This is a genomic window from Williamsia sp. Y853 (assembly GCF_056786495.1).
Window position 1 is genome coordinate 184,888 of the sequence record NZ_JBXCJC010000002.1, and the last position, 21,026, is coordinate 205,913.

The 21,026-nt window shown below is 63.3% G+C and carries 18 protein-coding genes; 9 read left to right on the forward strand and 9 right to left on the reverse strand.

Going from position 1 to position 21,026, the window contains the following annotated elements; all coding sequences use genetic code 11:
• Position 1: 1 nt before the first annotated feature.
• The gene (locus tag AC1TPF_RS12860) at positions 2 to 1,444 is read right to left on the reverse strand and encodes an acyl-CoA reductase (protein ID WP_482138441.1); all 1,443 of its coding nucleotides are present in this window, start codon (positions 1,442 to 1,444) and stop codon (positions 2 to 4) included.
• Positions 1,441 to 2,790, reverse strand: coding sequence for a hypothetical protein (locus tag AC1TPF_RS12865; RefSeq protein WP_482138439.1), 1,350 nt, complete (start codon positions 2,788 to 2,790; stop codon positions 1,441 to 1,443). Before AC1TPF_RS12865 ends, AC1TPF_RS12860 begins: the two co-directional genes overlap by 4 nt.
• A gap of 113 nt (positions 2,791 to 2,903) precedes the next feature.
• Between AC1TPF_RS12865 and AC1TPF_RS12870 the strand changes: the two genes are divergently transcribed.
• Positions 2,904 to 3,551, forward strand: a complete 648-nt coding sequence (locus AC1TPF_RS12870; RefSeq protein ID WP_482144278.1) for a TetR/AcrR family transcriptional regulator — start codon at positions 2,904 to 2,906, stop codon at positions 3,549 to 3,551.
• Between the two features lie 29 nt (positions 3,552 to 3,580).
• A complete protein-coding gene (locus AC1TPF_RS12875; RefSeq protein WP_482144280.1) occupies positions 3,581 to 4,459 on the forward strand; it encodes an SDR family NAD(P)-dependent oxidoreductase in 879 nt (292 codons plus the stop codon).
• Between the two features lie 94 nt (positions 4,460 to 4,553).
• On the opposite strand, the gene AC1TPF_RS12880 is transcribed toward AC1TPF_RS12875, so the two are convergent.
• On the reverse strand, positions 4,554 to 6,554 hold the full coding sequence (locus AC1TPF_RS12880; protein ID WP_482144281.1) for an HNH endonuclease signature motif containing protein: 2,001 nt from the start codon (positions 6,552 to 6,554) through the stop codon (positions 4,554 to 4,556).
• Positions 6,555 to 7,013: 459 nt separating this feature from the next.
• Between AC1TPF_RS12880 and AC1TPF_RS12885 the strand changes: the two genes are divergently transcribed.
• Together AC1TPF_RS12885 and AC1TPF_RS12890 are read left to right on the forward strand one after the other, a co-directional pair.
• A complete protein-coding gene (locus AC1TPF_RS12885; protein WP_482144283.1) occupies positions 7,014 to 8,531 on the forward strand; it encodes an APC family permease in 1,518 nt (505 codons plus the stop codon).
• Positions 8,532 to 8,591: 60 nt separating this feature from the next.
• Positions 8,592 to 9,458, forward strand: a complete 867-nt coding sequence (locus AC1TPF_RS12890) for a universal stress protein (protein ID WP_482138430.1) — start codon at positions 8,592 to 8,594, stop codon at positions 9,456 to 9,458.
• A gap of 25 nt (positions 9,459 to 9,483) precedes the next feature.
• Here the strand turns inward: AC1TPF_RS12890 and AC1TPF_RS12895 are convergent, their stop codons facing one another.
• Positions 9,484 to 10,860, reverse strand: coding sequence for an NAD(P)/FAD-dependent oxidoreductase (locus AC1TPF_RS12895; protein WP_482138783.1), 1,377 nt, complete (start codon positions 10,858 to 10,860; stop codon positions 9,484 to 9,486).
• Between the two features lie 56 nt (positions 10,861 to 10,916).
• Complete coding sequence (locus AC1TPF_RS12900) at positions 10,917 to 12,410, reverse strand: gamma-aminobutyraldehyde dehydrogenase (RefSeq protein ID WP_482138428.1); 1,494 nt, start codon at positions 12,408 to 12,410, stop codon at positions 10,917 to 10,919.
• A 190-nt stretch (positions 12,411 to 12,600) separates the two neighbouring features.
• On the opposite strand from AC1TPF_RS12900, the gene AC1TPF_RS12905 reads away from it, so the two are divergent.
• Both AC1TPF_RS12905 and AC1TPF_RS12910 read left to right on the forward strand, forming a co-directional pair.
• On the forward strand, positions 12,601 to 13,062 hold the full coding sequence (locus AC1TPF_RS12905; RefSeq protein ID WP_482138426.1) for an Lrp/AsnC family transcriptional regulator: 462 nt from the start codon (positions 12,601 to 12,603) through the stop codon (positions 13,060 to 13,062).
• Positions 13,059 to 14,432 (forward strand): aspartate aminotransferase family protein, encoded by a 1,374-nt coding sequence (locus AC1TPF_RS12910; protein WP_482144284.1) that lies wholly within the window; start codon positions 13,059 to 13,061, stop codon positions 14,430 to 14,432. Before AC1TPF_RS12905 ends, AC1TPF_RS12910 begins: the two co-directional genes overlap by 4 nt.
• A gap of 12 nt (positions 14,433 to 14,444) precedes the next feature.
• Here AC1TPF_RS12910 and AC1TPF_RS12915 read toward each other — a convergent pair whose 3' ends face one another.
• The 4 genes from AC1TPF_RS12915 to AC1TPF_RS12930 are packed head-to-tail and all read right to left on the reverse strand — an operon-like array spanning position 14,445 to position 17,972.
• Positions 14,445 to 15,065 carry a response regulator transcription factor gene (locus AC1TPF_RS12915; protein WP_482144285.1) on the reverse strand — a complete coding sequence of 207 codons (621 nt, stop codon included), beginning with the start codon at positions 15,063 to 15,065 and terminating at the stop codon, positions 14,445 to 14,447.
• Positions 15,062 to 16,219, reverse strand: coding sequence for a sensor histidine kinase (locus AC1TPF_RS12920; RefSeq protein WP_482144287.1), 1,158 nt, complete (start codon positions 16,217 to 16,219; stop codon positions 15,062 to 15,064). The genes AC1TPF_RS12915 and AC1TPF_RS12920 overlap by 4 nt, the downstream gene beginning before the upstream one ends.
• Positions 16,216 to 17,034 (reverse strand): ABC transporter permease, encoded by an 819-nt coding sequence (locus AC1TPF_RS12925; protein ID WP_482144289.1) that lies wholly within the window; start codon positions 17,032 to 17,034, stop codon positions 16,216 to 16,218. Before AC1TPF_RS12925 ends, AC1TPF_RS12920 begins: the two co-directional genes overlap by 4 nt.
• A complete protein-coding gene (locus AC1TPF_RS12930) occupies positions 17,031 to 17,972 on the reverse strand; it encodes an ABC transporter ATP-binding protein (RefSeq protein ID WP_482144290.1) in 942 nt (313 codons plus the stop codon). Before AC1TPF_RS12930 ends, AC1TPF_RS12925 begins: the two co-directional genes overlap by 4 nt.
• Positions 17,973 to 18,361: 389 nt before the next feature.
• On the opposite strand from AC1TPF_RS12930, the gene AC1TPF_RS12935 reads away from it, so the two are divergent.
• From AC1TPF_RS12935 to AC1TPF_RS12945, 3 genes are read left to right on the forward strand one after another with little or no spacing between them, the layout of a single operon-like run.
• Positions 18,362 to 19,009, forward strand: a complete 648-nt coding sequence (locus AC1TPF_RS12935) for an ABC transporter permease (protein WP_482144291.1) — start codon at positions 18,362 to 18,364, stop codon at positions 19,007 to 19,009.
• On the forward strand, positions 19,006 to 20,235 hold the full coding sequence (locus AC1TPF_RS12940; RefSeq protein ID WP_482144293.1) for an ABC transporter ATP-binding protein: 1,230 nt from the start codon (positions 19,006 to 19,008) through the stop codon (positions 20,233 to 20,235). Before AC1TPF_RS12935 ends, AC1TPF_RS12940 begins: the two co-directional genes overlap by 4 nt.
• Positions 20,232 to 21,002 carry an ABC transporter permease gene (locus AC1TPF_RS12945; protein ID WP_482144295.1) on the forward strand — a complete coding sequence of 257 codons (771 nt, stop codon included), beginning with the start codon at positions 20,232 to 20,234 and terminating at the stop codon, positions 21,000 to 21,002. The genes AC1TPF_RS12940 and AC1TPF_RS12945 overlap by 4 nt, the downstream gene beginning before the upstream one ends.
• The last annotated feature ends 24 nt before the right edge of the window (positions 21,003 to 21,026 follow it).

A 21,026-nucleotide genomic window follows, 5' to 3' on the forward strand; every position in this document is an offset into this window, starting at 1 on the left:
CCTACCGACCGACCTCGACGCCATCCTCGTGGACCATCCAGTGCACAAGGCGATGCAACGGGTACATCGCATCGTGTGGATTGCCGATCGTGCTCGGCCCCGCCTCACCCAGGTGAACAATCCGCTGCGCACCGCCGCTGGCGAGCTGATCGCGATAGTCGGACATCCGGTCGAACGGGTAGAAGCCGACGGTCTGGGTCGCGACGTTGACGTACTTCATCGCGTCGTCGAGGGAGTCGACCCGCACCACGTTGGCGGTCTTGTTTATGGGGTGGAAATCAACCGGTTCGTCCGAGCGGATCACCAGGCCGGTGCCGTCGGTTTTACCCCATACCCGAAACTCGTCGTCGAGCATCGTCAAGGCGTCGACCTGTTCGCGCAGATCCATCTCCAGCGGCCGACTGTCTCCGGACTCCGCCGCCTTGGCGACGATACGTGCGTGGAGGCGATCGCAGAACCGGTCGGCGTCGTCCTGGTTCGCCTCGACATGCACAAACCGGCTGGCCACGCACGCTTCCTGGTTCAAGATCATGACGTCGGTGGCAGCCAACTCGGCAGCGAGGTCGAGCGACTCATCGGAGGCAAACGCTTCTTTGCCGACCATCGAGATCGACGTCTTGGGATCGAACGACACCAGCTGGAACCCCGGACCGAGGTACTTGATCACATTGTTGATCGCGTCGCCGCCACCCCAGGCCACGATCTTGTCGTAGTACTGCGGGCGATAGAGCACGCGCTCCACCTGGTCGTCGCCACCGCGCCAGTAGACCGCCGACATCGACTTCACGATCGCGTGGTCCGGATCGATCTCGGCCATGGTCCGCAGGATCGCGACGGTGGTGAACGGATCACTCGATGACATCTTGAAAAGGTTGACGGCCTTGACCATCGCGCCCTGGGCGATGGATTTCACGGCGACACCGGGCGAGTTGCCCGGCAGCACGTGAACCAGCCGCGGAGCGAAGGCACGGACAAAACTCTTGCGACCGGTGAAGTCCCCCTTCGGAACCCACTCGTCTAGCGCCTTGGGGTCGGGGAAGTTCTGCTCCACTACGGCCTCGAGCACCCGCTTGTCGAGATAAGCGGCTGCGCCCTGGACCTGCGCCTGCAGCACCGCGCGCGGCAGGACGTGCGTGGAGGCCATCCGGTCGATGCAGTCCTGTACGAACGGATTTCCGGGATCATTGATGCGCTGACCGGTCTCGACGAGGAAATCGATGATCTCGGCGAGCGGCACGTTGAGCAGGGGTGGCAGCTCGGTGCGCGGGTGCACCACTTTGTCCATCGCGATCCGTGGAGTGGTGAACGTGACCCCGAGATCGCGGGAACGGTGCGAGACTTCCTGGCCCTCGAACAGTTCTCCCCGAAGAAAGAACGGTGCCGAGACCGTGGTGTCCCCTGCCCTGTCGGTGTCCACTGCTCGGTCGGTGTCGATCGTTGTCATGACAGACCTCTCACATATGCGTCGACGGTGCCGGCACAGCCGATTTTGTCGTCGCCCTTGATATCCGCGTAGCGGGCGATGTTGTCGCGGATCGATGCACCCTTGGAGCCACAGGCGCAGGGACTGAAGTCGAGCGAGATCTTGTCGCCGGTGATGACGCCACCCCAGCGACCGTCGAGCGAAAGGTCGAAGAAGGCTGCGCGCCCCTCGATCTCACCGGTCTCGTGCGGAAGCAGGGTCTCACCGGATTCGTCGAGGACGAAGGGCACAATCCACGGCGGTACGTGATAGCGCTCCCCCACTTGACACTTGGGCATTCCGGAGTTGAGCTCCTGCATGGAGTAGTTCTGGAAATCCCGGCTGGCCGGGATGTTGAAGGTTTGGTGGACGAACTCCTGATAGTCCGGTGGCAGCTGCGCCCGCTTGAGTCCGCCGCCGACGTAGATGCAGTTGTCGGGATGAAAGTCCTTCGCGGAGTAGCCCATGTCGCGAACCAGCTTCGCCAGCTGGTACAGCGAGTTCCACATTCCCGCGATGTAGAGCTTTTCGTGGCGATACTCGATGAGCGCCTCGGCGCCGGAGATCATCGCCTTGTCGAGGCCTTCCTGACGCTCCAGCGAGGTCCGCTCGAAGTCCGCCAGTTCATCGGGTCGGGCGGTGCCATCGGCGATCTTCTTGCGCAGCACCACCATCTGGGTCAGCGAACCGACTGTGATCGGTGGGATCGGCAACCGAAACCGCTCCAGGGCCGGATCGCCGAATGCCGCGAGCTGAGCCTGGGCGATGACCTCGTTCTTGGGGACCGACGCCGTCGGCGCCAGCCCCATGATCCGCCGGTCCGCGGCCGGTTTGACGCCCGAACCCCACGAGAAGACGTTGACCGTGTCCATCCGCGACCACGCCATGTCTTTCTCGCTGGCCGGCAACATCGCGGACTTTCCGGTGGTGCCGCTGGAGCAGGACACATAGTGCCCGGCAGCCGCGAGGCGCCCGATCCACTCGTCGATGTCGCCGATGTCTGCGGTTTCGATCGGGCTGATGGGATGCGGGGAGACCGTCCCCAGCCATTTGCCGAGGCGGTCCCACTTCTCCTCGATCAGGAAGCTCTCGGGATAGCTCTTGTACGCGGTGTGCGGAAACAGCAACGCCACCATGTCCTCGCGACTGCGAACTTCGGTGATGCCGGCCTCGCGGGCTCGGTGACCGAGCAGTTTGATGCGATCTTTGCGTTCCTGGAATTGCTCCTCGAGCGCTTCGATCTGAATCGGGAGCAGGTCGGCGGGCGAATGGTCGAAGCGGTCCTCCGCATCGACCAAACTCACCAGCCTCTCGGTGGCTGAAGTCACTTGGTCAACCTTTCAATTGTGGTCGAGCCGGTTCCACTTAATGGCACCTTATGCGTATCATTCCTACCTGTACTCGATGTCAGAGCGCAAGAGGCAACTTCGGCGAGGATGCGATGGCAAACACAGATTCATCAGTTCACCGGGGGGCAGGCCGCCCCACCCGCGAGCAGGCGCAGGCACGCCATGAACAGCTACTCGATGCCGCGCTCGATCTGTTCCTCGAGCACGGATACGAGCTCGCGACGATCGAGATGATTGCCGCCAGAGTCCACATGACCAAGCGCACCGTCTACGCGCGCTACCCCGACAAGGCCTCGTTGTTCCACGCCGCCACGCAGCGGGCCATCGAACGGCAGGTCGTACCCCCTGACACACTCGCAGAGGCCGACAAAGGCGACCTGGCCGAAACCCTCGAGACGATCGCCCGGCTGCGCATCCGCCAGGTGATGACACCCAACGGTGTTCGGCTGCAACGCATCATCAACACCGAGAGCTACCGGTTCCCCAAGCTGTTCGCATCGAACTACCAGCAAAGCACCAAACCGGTGATCGAGTTCGTCGCCGGCTTGTTCGACCGCGCGGTCATCGCCGGGCAGATCGCCCCGACCGACTGCGACCGCGCCGCTCGGGCGTTCATGTCTCTGGTGGTCGGTGGCTGGGTGCGCGCGATCGTCAATGGCCGCGAACCGACCCCGACCGAGCTGGACATTCAGGTTCACTTCACGATCGACTTACTACTCAACGGCCTGCGACCACGATGATGTTCACGACAAAACACGAGGAGACAACCATGGAACTCGATGGAAACAGTCCGGTCGCCGTCGTCACCGGAGCCAGCGCGGGCATCGGTAAAGCGACCGCCGGCAAACTGGTGGCGATGGGCTGGCAGGTGATCGGAGTCGGCCGCGACCCCCAGCGTTGCGCGGAAGCCGAGGCCGAGATCGCCGAATCCGCCCGAGCTGGTGGCAGATTCATCATGCTGCGCGGCAACTTCGACCTGATGACAGAGGTTCAGCGCGTGGCCGTCGAGGTCGCCGAACTCACGCCCCGCGTCCAAGTGCTCATCAACAATGCCGGCGGCGTGCGGGATCAGCAAATGGTCACCGCCGAAGGCACCGAGGCCACCTTCGCCGCGAACCACCTCGCCCCCTTCCTGCTGACCCGGGAACTGATGCCGCTACTCATGGCGAATGCCGCCGACTCGGTCCCCGGTTCGACACGAGTGCTCGCGGTGTCCTCGACTGCCCACCGGATGAGCAGCGGCATCGATTGGGACGACATGCAAAGCCTGACCGGGTTCAGCGCTGCCTCAGCGGCATACGGGCAGGCCAAGCTCGCCAATATCCTGTTCACCCGAGAACTGGCACGGCGGGTGGCCGCCGATGGGATCGTCGCCCAGGTCATGCACCCGGGTGCGGTCGCCAGCAATTTCGCATCCCACGGCGACGAGCGCATGCAGGCGCACATGGCCGCCCTCGACACCGTCACCCCCGATGAACCTGCCGAAACGCTCCTCTGGCTGGCCACCGACCCCGAAGGTGGACGCGATGGTGGGCGCTACTTTCACCGCATGCGCGAAGAGCAGCCCACCCCGGTCGCACTCGACGATGTCGCGGCGGCTCGCCTGTGGATCGAGAGCGAAAAATTACTGGCCGCCTTGGGTATCTAAATCTGGCTATCAGGCAGTATCGGATTGGTCCGGCCGAGCTGTCTTCAGCTTCTGGAGAGACATTACGGATTGGGTGTGACACACGTGAGTTGATCTAAAAGGGTGGCGCTTCACCGTCATATACGACCGTGATCTCGTCCGGGTCAGGCGCAGGCCCTGGCTCATCGGGCCTTCGCCGGTTACGTTCCCGTTCGGCTTGTCGTCGAGCGTGTTTGCTTGCCAGGCGGGTCTGCGTCCGGAGCTGTATACCCTCACTGGCCGGTCTCCGTTTCGCACCGATCCACGTCATGACGGTCAACTCTGGGAACAGGTCCTCGCCTGTCCACGCGGGACCTTCGAACCGCTCACCTTCGGGGCTGATGAACACAACCCGGCTGCGACCCTCATCGTCGAGCTCCTGGACGTCAATCCAGTCACCAAAGGATTTCAGCAGGTGATGAAACCTGCACAGGCACTTGGTGTCTTCCGGACAGGTCTGTCCCCCGGCCTCAGGATTCTCGTGGTCGTATTCTTCGGTGTGGTCGACGTCGGATCGCCACGCCGGACGATTGCATCCGGGAAAGACGCAATAAGCATCGCGAATCCGTACGAACGTATCCAGCGCCGTCGACAGCCGATAGGGATTCGACGGAATGCTCATCGGCATGAGCAACGGTCCCGTGCCGCGTCTGTGGCTGCGACCATTCCCGACGGTGCAGCACTGCCGATTCGGGCTCTCAAGTGAGGTTATGCGTCGCACGCGTGGCGCTGGCTTGGGAGGCGGAGCTTCACACCCGGCAACGATCGGACCATTCCTGGTCTTCTCCGTGCTCGTTGGCTCCGCCTCTTCTTGCAAAGCGTCCTTCTCTGGGGTGGGGTTCTTGGCGTTCGTGCCGATCGCCGCCGCATTGGGTTCGGACGCGACACCGACATCCACCACGCGGTCGGCTTCTGCGCCGAAAGCGGCATCCGAATCCTGTGGCGCCGCAGTATCCTTCGCCTCTGTTTCGCTGAACTTCGTAAGTCGCTTCCATTCGGCGAGTCGCTCAGTTGGGGTCATCTCAGGATCGCGTTCGGGAGCTCTGGGCGCGTACGCGCTAACGCCCAGAGCATTGTCATCGGAAATATTTTCAGTTGACAGGTTCTTTGCCAACTCGCCACCGAGCGGCCGGATTCGTGCATCACGCCGGCGAGCGATGTCGCTGGCGTGATCTCCAGAGATCACCCCGTGCCCATCGATGAAGCCCGGGTTACTCGCCCGGCCTTCGGCAGTCGCCTGGTCCATCACCACATGGACAACGAACAGCGCAGACCCGTCGCCGTCATTGTCCGACTCGCGGTATCCGTGTTCACAGTTATCGTCGCCGCATTCGCAGGAGAAGTCGACGCCCATCGTTGCGCAGAACAGCGCGTCAGAAAGCCGCTGGGGCTTGGTTCGTGGATCTCCTTCGCAGACCTTGGACGCCAGCTCCTGCACTCTCTTGTCCAGCAACAACGCATTCTCGGCTGTCATCGAAGCGACAATGTCAGCCATGCCGTCCTGGGTGGTGTACCTCTGGAAGCTGCGGCCATCCTTGGCTTTTTCGCGGCGTTCCCGGACACCTTCGGGGTCGTGCCGAAACACAATCTGGTCGACCATGTTTCGCATGCGATCGATTGACCAGGATCCATCTCGCCACAACATTTCTGCGATCTCGGCGTCTATGACCGCTGCCCACGGCATACCTTCGACAAGATCGGTGCGTGAGACGATGTCCGGAATATGATGCGGTGCAATCTGTCCCGCCTTCAATGCGTCATTGACAAGCGGCAGCCGATCCCGCAATGCCAATGCGCGGCGGAGGACCCCATCAGCAGATCCCGGTGTCAGATTCAGGCAGGCCGCTACACGAGCGGAACATTGCGCCCATCCGTCGAGTTGTCGGAGATCTTCTTTCTCAGTGGGTTTGGCCAACTGCCGATGAATCTCGGCCGCGGTGGAGTACTCCGCCCATGCCGCATAGCCTTTCGCGTGAGCAATCGTCCGTAGCGACCGCACCAGCTCCGGCGGACGCAATAGGTTCGGGGACGCCACACCCAGGTCCCCGAACGCTGCCTCCACTCCGTCTTCGAACATGCTTGCTATTTTGCCACGCGTCTACGACAGCCCGAGGGCGTCAAACCAAATCTGTGGATGGCTTCCGGGACTGTGGATGACCTGCTGGAGGCCAGCACTGGGGATGGTCAGACGCGCATCCTTCATGTGGCTGGCGTATGTGGACTCCACGCCCCCATCTCACGAATGAAGGGAAAGATCCGCTTTGCGACTCGGTCGTATGCCTCGTCCGGACCAACCTGCGTGAGTCGTAGCCACCTCAAACCGTCGTAGTCATTCCGTTGCCAGGTGAACTCTGTTGGCTGCGCCTGGGGCAACCAAGCAACCCATGCGGTCCGGATCCGGCCGCCGGATCGTATCCGGACAACCGATTTAGTCGAAATGTTACCGATTTGGAAATAATTCCATCGTTGCGCAGCGACATGACCACGAAAATCGTACTCTGACCGTGTTCGAATCCCTCACTGTCGGGAGACATACATGGCCATATCGGAAGCATCGGAAGCACCAGGTCCAACTGTTCCAGACAAGGGCCTGCGCAGCGGATCGCTCGGACTCTTCGGCAACGTGGTCATCGGACTCTCGGCGGTCGCACCCGCCTACAGTCTCGCGGCCACGCTCGGGTTCGTCGTGGCAGCTGTGCACGAGAAGGCGCCGGCAATGTTTGTCCTGGCCTTCATCCCCATGTTGCTCATCGCCTTCGCCTACCGGGAACTCGGAGAAGACACCCCGGATTGCGGCACCACATTCACCTGGGGCACCAAGGCATTCGGTCCATGGATCGGCTGGATCGGCGGCTGGGGACTGGCGGTGTCGGCGATCATCGTGCTGGCCAACGTGGCCGAGATCGCCGGTGTCTATTTACTCAAGTTCCTGGGCCTCGACTCGTGGGCGGAAAACCTCTGGGTCAAGGTCCTCCTCGGCTCCGCCCTGATCGTGATGATGACGTGGGTCAGTATCCGCGGCATCCTGATCAGCGAGCGCATGCAGAACGTGCTCGTCGTCATCCAGTTCGGCGTCCTGATCGTCGCAAGTGTCATCGCGCTGTTCAAGGTGGGATTCGACAAGGCCGGCCCGCAGGCCATCAACCCGAGCCTGTCGTGGCTGTGGCCGAGCGGCCTGACCGCCTCATCCATCGCCGAAGCGGTGATCCTCTGCATCTTCATCTACTGGGGCTGGGACGCCTGCCTCGCCGTCGGCGAGGAGACCAAGGACTCCGCCAAGACCCCCGGCCGCGCCGCGGTCATCACCACGATCATCTTGGTGTGCACCTACGTTCTGGTCGCCTACGCGATCCAGTCGTTTGCCGGATTCGGAGAGGAGGGAATCGGTTTGAACAACCCGGACAACGCCGACGACGTCCTGACCATTCTCGGCGACCCCGTGGCCGGGGCGATCATGGCCTCCCTGTTGTTGCTGACGGTATCCATCTCGGCGCTCTCCTCGACCCAGTCCACAATTCTCCCGACCGCTCGCGGAACGTTGTCGATGGCCGTGTACGGCGCGATCCCGAAACGATTCGCCACCATTCACCCCCGGTACATGACCCCGGCCTTCGGCACGGCCGTGATGGGCGCCTCGGCACTGATGTTCTATCTGGTTCTTTCCCTCGTCAGCGAAGACACCCTCGGCGACTCCATCTCATCCCTCGGTCTCGCAGTGGCCTTCTACTACGGCATCACCGCCTACGCCTGTGTCTGGTACTTCCGGCAGACGCTGTTGCGGTCGGCGCGCAATCTGTTCTTCCGCGGTATCTTCCCGCTGATCGGGGCCGTCGCGATGACCTGGGCCTTCTTCCAAAGCGCCGTTGACATGTACGCGACCGACTACGGTTCGACATCGATCGGCGGTGTCGGTGGCGTGTTCATCATGGGCGTCGGCATGCTGGTGCTCGGTATCCCGTTGATGCTGTTGTGCTTTGCGTTCGGTCCGAAGGATTTCTGGAAAGGCAAGACACTCAATGCCAAGACCGAGGTCAAGGTCCCCGATGTCTACTGATTGCAGCTCGGCCCGGTCCCTGTGCACCACAACGGCATCCACGGAAGCGAGTACCAGGCGATGAGACTGACAGTGGGTTACCTCTACACCGACACCGGCGACGACGGCGTCAACCTGGCGATTGCCATCGCCAAGACCACCGGCGCCGCAATCGACCTGGTATGTGTCGTTCGGGAGGTCGAACCCGACGGCACCCCCGGCCGGGTCACATTCCAGGAGGCGCTGGTCAAGAAGGCGCAGAAGTGGCTCGAAGAAGCCGCCGCCGATATCCCCGACGACATCGAGGTCGCCCTGCACACGCCGGTGGCGGAGTCATTTCCGCAGGCGCTCATCGACTTTGCGGTGCACAGCCATGCGACGATGATCGTGGTCGGCGGCACCAGCGACGGCATCCTGGGCAAACACACACTCGGCAGCATCTCGTCGGCACTGACCCATGCATCGCCGGTTCCGGTTGCCCTCGCTCCACGTGGCTACACCCGCCTCGAGCGTCCGGTCATCCCCACGCTGACGGTTGCCATCCCCACCTCGGATTCAAAAGACAGCCCTCTGCCCTTCGCACTCGATCTCGCAGAGAAGGCAGGCCTGAATCTCCGACTGCTCTCGCTGGTCTCGCACGACGACCTACACGGTCAGGACGAGGAGTCGATTGCGGTCCGGCAGCGACACGTCGCCCAGGCGACTGCCAATCTGGAACTCGCCAAGAAGAGTTGTGGCAACGCCGTCAAGATCGAATCCCTTGTCGCCGACGGCAATACCATCGAAGAGGCACTCGAGCAATTGCAATGGTCGCGCGGCGACGTCGTCGTCATCGGTTCCGGACACCTGGCACCACCGCGCCGGGCCTTTCTCGGGTCGATGTCGGCGCGGATCCTCAAGAACACCGACGCACCCATCGTTGTGGTCCCCAAGGGCTTCACCCCGTAAGCCCGATGGGTGCGGAGGCGGGGGGTCAGGAGTCGAAACCCAACCCGACGGCGTCCATCGCCCGTAGCCACAGTCCTCGTCGACCCTGATTGCGATCGGCTCGGGCGAACTCACGACGGGTCACGGTGATCCCGAACCAGCGCAACGGCTCTGGCGGGAACGGGATCGGCTTGGATCGCACCATCTTCAGGCGGGTGCGTTCGGTGTCGCGGCCGTCGACGAGGTCGAGTGCGGTCGCGGCGCCGAAGTGCGACGCGCCAACACCGAGTCCGGTGAACCCCAGCACCGAGACGACCTTGCCGCCCATGCTGACATCCCAGAAGTTGCTGAACCGCGAACACGTGTCGATGACACCGCCCCACGTGTGGCTCGCGGTGATGCCTTCGAGTTGCGGGAACACCTGCAGCAAATGCTCTGCGAGCAGGCCGAATTCACTCGGCTTCTGCGCCCGGCGTGGATCGGTGTCACCACCGTAGTAGTAGAACGCATCCCAGCCACCGAACAGGATCCGGTTGTCGGCCGTGAGCCGGAAGTAATGGAAGCGATTGCCGGAATCAGCCAGCCCCTGACGTCCGGACCAGCCGATCGCGGACAGCTGCTTGTCGGTCAACGGTTCGGTCATGATGGCGTAGTCCCACACCGGCACCATCAGATGGCCGAGCTTGCGGCGCAACGGCTTCGACGCCGACGTGGCTACGACCACCCGCGCCGCATCCACACTGCCGTACCCCGTCGCCACGGCGACCCGGTCCCCCACCGAGGTCAGCGACGTCACCTCACTGTGCTCGAAGACCCGGACCCCGAGGCGTTCGGCCGCCGCAGCCAGCCCCCAGGCCAGCTTGGCCGGGTCGATGATCATCACGTCCGGGTCGTACATGGCTCCGTGGGCCATCGGACTGTGCAGATGCTTCGTGAGTTCGTCGCCGTCGAGGAAGCGCAGTGGCTGGTCGAGGCGATGTCCTTGATCCACCACATCTTTGAGTCCGGGGACCTGCCAGTCGAAACTCGCCAGGTTGAGTTCCCCGGTGCGTTCGACGTCGGCATCGATTCCGAGCCTGGTGATCGCATCGGCGATCGCCTCGAGGGTCTCGACCCCCATCCGGAGCAGCTCCGGCAATTCGTCTTCGTACCTCTCCATGCCGTTGACGAGCCCATGGGTCAGACTGGCCGAGCAGAATCCGCCGTTGCGGCCAGAGGCACCCTCGGCGATCCGGTCACCTTCGAGCAGGACAACAGATCGCTGCGGATTCGCCTCGGCCGCTTGGACTGCGGCCCACAAACCGGTGAATCCGCCTCCCACGACAACCAGATCCGCGCTGCGGCGCCCCGCCAGACGCGGTCGCGCGGCGGGTCGCAGTGGCCGGTCGAGCCAATAGGGCGCCGGGGTCGCGCCCGCGACCATCGCCGTACCGCGAACGGTGGGCTCGAGTGCCCAGTCGATCCGCGACCCTGAGCTGCTCACTGCGGCAGCGTGAAAATCGTTCGGTGCCATGGCTTGTGCGGTACTCCTGTGATGTCACTCATCACGTGTTTGATGGTGAGATATTCGTCGAGCGAATACGTGGACATGTCTTTTCCGAAGCCCGAGGCCCCGACGCCGCCGTGCGGCATCTCGCTGATGATCGGGATGTGGTCGTTTATCCACACACATCCGGCATGGATTTCGCGGGACGCCCGCTGTGCGCGATACACATCCCGCGTCCACGCCGATGCCGCCAGGCCGTAAACGGTGTCATTGGCCATCCGGAGCGCATCGTCGTCGTCATCAAAAGCGCTGACGGTCAGGACCGGTCCGAAGATCTCGTCGCGATACACCTCGGCGTCTTCGGGTACGTCGGCGAGCAGAGTCGGCTCGTAGAAGGCACCGGGGCCCTCCGGTGCGCGACCACCGGTGACAACCCGGATCCCGGCCACCCGGGCGCGTTCGACCATCGCGCCCACCTTGTCACGGTGACCGAAAGAAATGAGCGAGCCCATGTCGGTGGCCGGATCGAACGGATTGCCGACGCGCACCTTTGACATGAGTTCGGCGACACCGGCAACGAAGTCGTCGTACACGGGACGGGCGACGATGGCCCTGGTCGCCGCGGTGCAGTCCTGGCCGGAGTTGATCAGCGCACCCGCCACCGCTCCGTGGATCGCTGCCTCGAGGTCGGCGTCGTCGAACACCACAAACGGCGCCTTGCCGCCGAGCTCGAGTTGGACCCTGGTGCCATTGGCCGCAGCCTGCGACATCACCTGCCTGCCGACCCCGGTGGACCCGGTGAACGTGACCACGTCCACCCCGGTATGACCGGCGATGGCGGCGCCGACCTCTGCGCCGGTCCCGGTGAGCACGTTGAACACACCGTCGGGGATACCGGCTTCGGTGGCGAGCCTGGCCAGCGTCAATGTGGTCAGCGGCGTCAGCTCCGCCGGCTTGAGCACCACCGTGCATCCGGCGGCCAGCGCCGGGATCACCTTCCACACCGCCATCTGCAACGGGTAATTCCACGGTGTGATGGAGCCGACCACACCGACCGCCTCGCGACGGATGGATGACGTGTGGTCGCCCGAATACTCGGCGCTGGCCTTGCCTTCGAGATTGCGGGCCAGGCCTGCGAAGAACTCGACGTTGTCCACCGAACCCGGGACATCGAACCCGGTTGCCAAGCGAATCGGCTTGCCGGTCTGACCGACTTCCTCTGCAGCGAGCTCATCAGTGGCCTTCGACATCGCCGACGCCAACGACCGCAGCGCCGCACTTCGCTCGGCCGGTGTTGCGCTTGACCACTGCCCCAGCGCATTTCGTGCGACGTCGACCGCCTTGTCCACATCTGCGGCCGTGGCCAACATTGTGGATGCGACGACGGCGCCGGTCGCCGGATCGATCACCTCGTGAACACGTCCAGCACCGGAGCGCTCACGTCCGTTCACCCAGCCGGCGGCAAAAGTTGTTGCAACAATGGTCATTTTCAGTCCTCGCGGGCCGTCGTCCTCGATGGGTATCTGATGGCCACCCTACCGAGGCACTGCGCATTTCGCGATGGTTACCGGCATCAGACAACGAATTTCCTCCGTTTGGGTTGCAGATTATTGCGGATTCCGTAGCATGTGGGGTGCAACGATCGAACCGGCCAGCGCATCGAGAAGAATCGGAGCCATGACCGAGCAGCCAATAGTGTTAGACAACATCTCCAAAAAGATCATCGAGGAGCTGCAGGCCGACGGCCGCCGCTCGTACGCCTCGGTGGGCAAAGCAGTGGGGCTCTCGGAAGCGGCGGTGCGCAACCGGGTTCAGCGCCTCGGCGAGGCGGGTGTCCTCCAGATCGTGGCGGTGACCGATCCGATGCAGGTGGGTTTTGCCCGCCAGGCGATGATCGGAATCCGTTGCACCGGAGACACCGCAGCACTGGGCGAAGCACTCGCGGAGGTCGAGGAAATCGACTATGTGGTCCTGACCGCCGGATCATTCGATGTGGTCATCGAAGTGGTCTGCGAGAACGACGAACACCTTCTCGAAGTACTGAACAAAAAGGTGCGATCGCAGCCTGGCGTGACCGGGACAGAGACCCTGGTCTACCTGAAATTGGTCAAACAACAATACAATTGGGGTACCCGATGACCGCAGTCGAGAACAACACCACCACCCTTGGCGACCGCTCGGCACGTCACCTGTGGGGCCACTTCTCCAGGCACGGCGACACGACCACACCACCGGTCATCACCCGCGGCGAGGGTGTCCGGATCTTCGACGACCGCGGTCGCAGCTACCTCGACGGCCTGTCGGGACTGTTTGTGGTGCAGGCAGGCCACGGTCGAGTCGAGCTCGCCGAGGCCGCGGCCAAGCAGGCCAAAGAACTCGCCTTCTTCCCCCTCTGGTCATACGCGACACCGCCTGCGATCGAGTTGGCCGAACGCCTGGCGAACTATGCACCCGGTGACCTCAACCGGGTCTTCTTCACCACCGGTGGTGGCGAGGCGGTGGAGAGCGCATGGAAACTCGCGAAACAGTACTTCAAATTGACCGGAAAACCCGGCAAGCACAAGGTCATCTCGCGATCGATCGCCTATCACGGCACACCGCAGGGCGCGCTGGCGATCACCGGTATCCCGGCGCTCAAGGAAGCCTTCGAACCACTCACGCCAGGAGCGTTCCGGGTTCCGAACACCAACATCTACCGCGCCGGTGAATACGGTGACGATCCCAAGGCATTCGGTCTCTGGGCCGCCAACCGCATCGAAGAGGCCATCGAGTTCGAGGGACCCGACACGGTTGCCGCAGTCTTCCTCGAACCGGTTCAGAATGCCGGCGGCTGCTTCCCACCGCCGCCCGGCTACTTCCAGCGGGTTCGGGAGATCTGCGACAAACACGACGTGCTACTGGTCTCCGACGAGGTGATCTGTGCGTTCGGCCGGATCGGTTCGATGTTCGCCTGCACCGACTTCGACTACGTCCCCGACATCATCACCTGCGCGAAGGGCATGACCTCGGGCTACTCCCCGATCGGCGCAATGATCGCCACCGATCGACTCTTCGAGCCCTTCAACGACAACACCACATCGTTTGCCCACGGTTACACCTTTGGCGGACATCCGGTTTCGGCGGCGGTCGCGCTGGCCAACCTCGACATCTTCGAGCGTGAGGGCCTCAACGATCGGGTGAAGCAACTTGCACCGGACTTCCGGCGGACGCTCGAACGCCTGAGTGACCTGCCGATTGTCGGCGATGTCCGCGGCGAAGGTTACTTCTATGGGATCGAATTGGTGAAGGACAAGGCCACCAAGGAGACGTTCACACCGGACGAGTCCGAGCGGGTCCTGCGCAACTTCTTGTCCACCGCATTGTTCGACGCCGGACTCTACTGCCGCGCCGACGACCGGGGAGATCCGGTGGTCCAACTCGCTCCCCCGCTCACCTGCGGGCAGGCCGAGTTCGACGAGATGGAACAGATCCTGCGGTCAGTGCTGACCGAGGCCTACACAAAGATCTGAAGGCAAGCCCGCTCAGATCCATCCGAGATTTCGGGCTTTGAGGGCTGCCTCGTACCGGTTCGAGGCACCCAGCTTCGCCATCGCCGACGACAGGTAGTTGCGCGTGGTGCCGACCGACAGGTGTGCGCGCGTGGCGATCTCGTCCACGGAGGAACCATCGATGGCGAACTCCAGGACGTCGGCTTCGCGTGCGGTCAGTACGGTGTCCCCGGCACTTATCGCTTCGGCGGCCAACTGTGGATCGACGTGACGGCCACCGCCGTCGACCGTGCGGATGACTTCGGCGAGGGTGGCAGCCGACGATGTCTTGGGCAGAAAACCCCGAACCCCGGCGGTGAGAGCACGTTTGAGGTAGCCGGGCCGTCCGTGACTGGTGACGATCAGGATGCCGGCGTCCGGCGTCAGAGCGAGAAGCTCGGTCGCGGTCTCGATGCCGTCGATCCCGGGCATCTGCAGATCGACGACGGCGACGGCAATGGGTCGGCCGTCGGCCACGCGTTGTCGCCACATGGTGACCAGTTCTTCGCCAGACCCGACGTTCGCGACGACATCGAGATCGTCCTCCAAGTCGAGCATGGCGGCCATCGCGGTGCGGATGAGAGTCTCGTCGTCGGCCAGTAGTACTGGAATCACTTTTTCTCCCACTGTATTTCGAGCATGAAAGTCTCGCCGCTCGTGGTGGCCTCGAGTCCGGAGCCGACGTGTGCCAGACGCTCCGACAGGCCGCGGAGCCCCGAATGCCCACCGGCATCCTGTCCGGTCACCTCGCGGGAGCCGTTGTTACGCAAAGACATTCCCGCCACACCGATCGAGAGGGTCGCCGACGTCGCTGCCGAATGTTTGACTATGTTGGTTGTCCCTTCTCGCACCACCCATGCCGCCACCTCGTGGAATTGTGGGGGCACCTTGGCCGGGTCGCCCTCGACGACGAGCAGACAGCCCGCCGCCGCCAGGAGTGAACGGGCACCGGCGACCTCACCGTCGAGGTTGATGTCACGATAGCCACGCACCAGCTCGCGCATCTTGTCCATCGATTCGACGGCGAGTGACTTCACCTCGTCCATCTCGGTGGCCGCCCGGTCTCCGGCTCCGGCACGTGAAAGTGATGCGGCGAGTTCACTTTTCACCGCGATGGCGGAGAATCCACGGCCGACCACATCGTGCAGGTCCCGGCTGAAACGCAATCGCTCTTCGGCAACCTGCAACCGGGCCTCGACGGTCTTGGCGCGCTCCAGCTCGTCGACCACATCCAGACCCCACATCGTCAACAGCGTGGTGGCGACGAGGAAACCGCCGATGAAGAACGCGACCGCAGCCAACCAGAGTCCCGCTGCCGGAGACGACCCGAAAGCCACGCCGGAAGCGATGCTGACGCCAAGAATCAGCCACCACCTGCCCCGCCGAAACGGAACGATCGAAAGCATCGGCAGTAGTGCGGCGAAGATGCCCGCCGTACGTGCCGCGTCGATGTCGGATTCATCGGTGGCCAGATTGGCCACCAGAGCACAGAACAGCCAGACCACGACAAGTACCGCTGTCCCCACCGGTTGTGCCCACCGCCGCAGTCCGGCATTCGTCCAGACCGACAGATCAGGTTGGGTCTGCATGGCGAGAAGAGCTGCAGCCCCGGAGATGACAATCGCCGCTGCCGACCACGGAACGCCGACGGTGGTGGCCGCCGAAACGACCACCACCCCGGCGATGGCGCCCTGGAGCGTGAGCTGGCTGTAGAGCCGGAACTTCGCAGGCCCGGACAGCTCACGCCACCAGGACGCCACCCGTGTCATCCGCGGTCGTCCCAGCGGAAGCTTGTTGCGACGATTGCCAGCGCCAACGCGGTCCATATACCCAGTGTTGCAAGTGGTTGTGCCATCTCGGCAAAAGTGCCCGCGAAATCGAGCGGTGCGTCGGACTCGCCTGCGGTGGCAGGCAGGCCGGCCGTGCCGAGGGAGACCAGGTCGGACAAGGCCGCGAACGGTGTCCACGAGACCACGTCGCCGAGGCGATCGGGAAGGATGTCACGGATCGATTCAAGGCCGACCATCGCGATCATCATCACCGGTAGAGAGGTGATCTGCGCTGCCTCTGCGTTTTTGGTGACCGCACTCGTCGCCAGTCCGAGCAGCGAGAAGACGATGATTCCGCCGGCCATCGCAACGATCAGTGCGATCGGATTGACGGGCGCTGGCGCACCGGCGCCGTAGATCACCCCCGCGACGATCACACCACCGATCACGGTGAGGATGGCACCGGGTACGGCCGGGGCGGTCTGGATCTGCCAGTCCGCTGCCTCACCCGTTCGCAGCCTCTTCAATACTCCTTCCCCACGGCGGGTGGTGACCATCGACAGCACCGAGTAGTACTGCACGAACAGAAAGGCCATCAGCGCGAACATCTCCAAGCCCGTGGTCGCGACCTCCGCCGTGGCACCGGACTCGTTGCGAGCGATGAAGAATGTCGCCAGCGGAAGAGCCACCGGGAACACCGTTCCCAGCACGACAAGGGTTTTATTGCGGACGAACTGCCGGTACTCGGCCTTGGCCAGAGCGCTCAGCGGGCGTCGGCCGTAGCCGACAGATGTGGATACGGTGGTCGTGGTCATCGGTGTGCTCCGATCATGTCGGGGGTGGATGCCGAGGCGTCGGCCGGGTCGGCGGCGACGTCGAGGAAGACCGATTCCAACGACGCGGCGCGGGCTTCCAGGCCACCCAGCTGCAGGCCGCGAGCACCGGCCCAGGCCAGCACCTCCGAGAGGTGGCCCTGCAGGTCGTGGGTGTACGCAGTCACCCGAGCGCCGGCATCGACGCGAGCGCCGGGTAGTGGCGGCAGAGGCGTCCCGGGGTGGTCGAAGACAATTCGCGCCGGATGCTCGTCGACGATGTCGCGGAGTGTGCCGCGGCGGGCGATCTGACCCTTGTGCATGATCGCGATCCGGTCGGCGAGCGCTTCGGCCTCGTCGAGGTAGTGGGTCGTCAGGACCATCGTGACCCCGGACGCCTTGAGATCTGCCAGCAGACGCCATGTGGCGCGGCGACTTTCCGGATCGAGGCCGGTGGTCGGTTCATCGAGGAACAGCAACCGGGGCTGCCCCAGCAACGCGCAGGCGAGGTCGACCCGGCGCCTTTCACCGCCGGACAGCGCTCCGACGCGCACATGGGCGCGGTCTGTGAGGTTGACCTGTTCCAGGACTGCGTCCACGGTCGTCGGATTCGAGCAGGTGCCACGCCACATTTCCAATGTCTCGGCGACGGTCAATTCGGCAGGCAGACCACCGGACTGCAACATGATGCCCACCTTCCGGCGGACCAGCTTGCGGTCCCGTCGTGGGTCGAGACCGAAGACCTCGACCTCACCGGCAGATGGTGCGGCAAGTCCTTCCAGCACGTCGAACGTCGACGTCTTACCGGCACCGTTGGTGCCGAGCAACGCAAAGACCTCGCCCTCTCCGACATCGAGATCGATGCCCTTGACCGCCTCGAACGCGTCGTCGCCCTGGCCATAGACCCGGCGCAACCCGCGGGCGGTGATCACTGCACTCATCGCTGCCCCCATTTCCGGCTGCCAACGGGTGCCGGACCGATACGAAGGACGTCTTTCATCAGATTGCCGAAACTGGTTGCTTGCGAACTTGTTTCGCGACAATCAGGCGGATGTTGGTTGTGATTGTGATGTGTTGTGTTCATGCCTTCAAGGCTCACCCACATCGACTGTGGTCACCAGTGCACCCGATCATCAAAAGCTCGATGGATACTCATGTCCGAGCCATGACAAATGTCATCGAAAACCGGTTGATCGACTCGAAAACTGAATGTCATGGGTGCGCGGACGAGAGAAATAGGCCAACATGTTGATCGTTGCGCCGGGGGTTTGTCGGTGTCAGTGTTCGAGTGTGGACGGCTGGAACGACGAGTGAAGAGCGGGGGCACCGGTTGAACGCATTGTGGGATTACATGACGTCACACCGATCTCAGTTGGTGTTCGATTCCTATCAGCATGTCAGCGCAGTGCTCCAAAGCGTCCTCATCGCGACCGTGATCGGTGTCGTGGTCGGTCTGCTCACCTATCGCAGTGACATCGCTTCCAACCTGGCCACATCGATTTCCAGCGCCATCCTGACCGTTCCGTCCTTTGCGCTGTTGGGATTGCTCATCCCGCTCGTCGGTCTCGGTGTCATACCGTCGGTGACCGCGTTGGTGCTGTATTCGTTGCTACCGATCATCCGGAACACCATCGTCGGACTCAACAACATCGAGCCTGCACTCATCGACGCCGCCCGGGGAATTGGCATGGGCGGCTTCATCACCCTCGTCCGGGTGCAACTCCCCTTGGTGTGGCCGGCAATTCTCGCCGCGATGAGACTGAGCACGCAGATGGCCATGGGCGTGCTGGCCATCGCCGCCTACGTCAAGGGCCCGGGACTGGGCAATCTCATCTTCGCCGGCCTCGCCCGCGTCGGCAGTCCGACCGCGGTGCCCATGGCCCTCAGTGGCACCTTGCTGATCGTTGTCCTCGCTCTCGTTCTCGACGCCCTCTACGTACTTCTCGGACGGCTCACAACGTCGAAAGGCATCCGATGACAGAACAGACCTCAGCGTCGAAAAGCCTGCGCTCAGCAAACCCGACCGGGGTGCAGATCACCCTCGAACACGTGTCGAAAACCTACCCGGGATCCAAGACGCCTGCGGTGGAAGATGTTTCGCTGCACATCCCGGCCGGCGACGTCGTCGTCTTCGTCGGGCCCTCCGGATGCGGCAAGACCACCACCATGCGGATGATCAACCGCCTGAGCGAGCCCACGTCGGGCAAGATCACCATCGGCGACAAAGACGCGCTGTCGATCAAACCCACCGAGTTGCGGCGCTCGATCGGCTACTCGATCCAGCAGGCCGGACTCTTCCCACACATGACGATCCGCCAGAACATCGGCCTGGTACCGGGATTGCTCAAGTGGGACAAGAAACGTATCGCCGCCCGCGTCGAAGAGCTACTCGATCTGGTCGGCCTCGATCCGGCACAGTACTCAGGCCGCTACCCCCGCCAGTTGTCCGGCGGTCAGCAGCAACGTGTCGGTGTCGCACGGGCTCTGGCCGCGGATCCTCCTGTACTCCTGATGGACGAACCCTTCGGTGCCGTCGACCCGATCACGCGAAGCTCGCTGCAGGACGAACTCCTGCGACTGCAAAGCGAATTGGGTAAGACCATCGTCTTCGTCACCCACGACTTCAGCGAGGCGGTCAAACTCGGGGACCGCATCGCGGTACTCGGTCAGCAGTCGAAGGTCCTGCAATACGACACCCCACAGGCGATCCTTGCCAATCCCGCCGACGACACCGTCGCCGGGTTCGTGGGAACCGGCGCCTCACTGCGCCAACTCGGGTTGGTCCGGGTCAAGGATATCGATCTCGAGGCCCGATCCACCGCGCACACCGGCGACGACGTCGACGCACTCCGAGCGGAACTGGCCGCAGGCGAACATGATTGGGCCGTCATCCTCGACGACCGGGAACGCCCGGTCAGCTGGGTGCGCGAGAGCCGGCTCCGGCAGGCGCGCACCGTCGAGGAGTTCGCCGAGCCGCTTGGCGAGGTGATCAGTGTGCAGGCCACCCTGCAGGACGCGCTCGAGGCGATGCTCGCCGAGGACCACGCCTCCGCAGTGGTCGCAGGCGCGGGCAACCGCTATCAGGGGGTGGTGACACTCGAGACGTTGATCTCCACCATCACCAAACTCCGCGACACCTCGCCCACTGCGACGGCTGCCCCCGACTCCCCCGATACCCCTGACACCAGGGACGTCACGCCATGACCACGGCCGTCGAGACACCGCCGACCTCGATCAGCGTGGCGGACCGCCTGCGCCTGATCATCCAACCGATCCTCGTGCTGATCGTCGCGGTCGCCGTCATCTTCTGGGCATTCAACCGGGATCTGACCGCCACCCAGAAAGTGAACATCAATGCAGGCAACGTGAGCACCCTCCTCTGGCAGCATCTGCTGATCACGATCACGGTTGCCACCATCGTCGTCCTCGCGGGAGTCCCGCTCGGAATCCTGGTGACCCGCGGCCACGCCCGCTTCCTGCGACCGCCGCTCATCGGGGTGGCGAACATCGGGCAGGCCGCGCCTGCCGTCGGCCTGCTCGTCCTGCTCTTCCTGTGGACCGGCGAGACCGGTTTCTGGATCGGCGTCCTGCCCATTGCGGTGTATTCGCTGCTCCCGGTGTTCAGCAGCACGATCCTGGGCATCGATCAGGTCGACAAGTCGCTCATCGACGCCGGCCAAGGACAGGGCATGTCCCAGTCCTCGATCCTCTTCCGGGTCGAATTGCCGTTGGCTGTGCCGTACATCCTCGCGGGCCTGCGCACCTCGCTGGTTCTTGCAGTCGGTACCGCGACACTGTGCTTCCTGGTCAACGCCGGTGGTCTCGGTGTCCTCATCGACACCGGTTACAAACTGCGGGACAACGTCACGCTGATCCTCGGCAGCGTCCTGGCGGTGTGCCTTGCGCTGCTCGTGGATTGGGTCGGCGCGCTGGCCGAGTACTACCTCGGACCGAAGGGGATACGAGGATGACAACGGTGCCTCGAACCGGTTCCC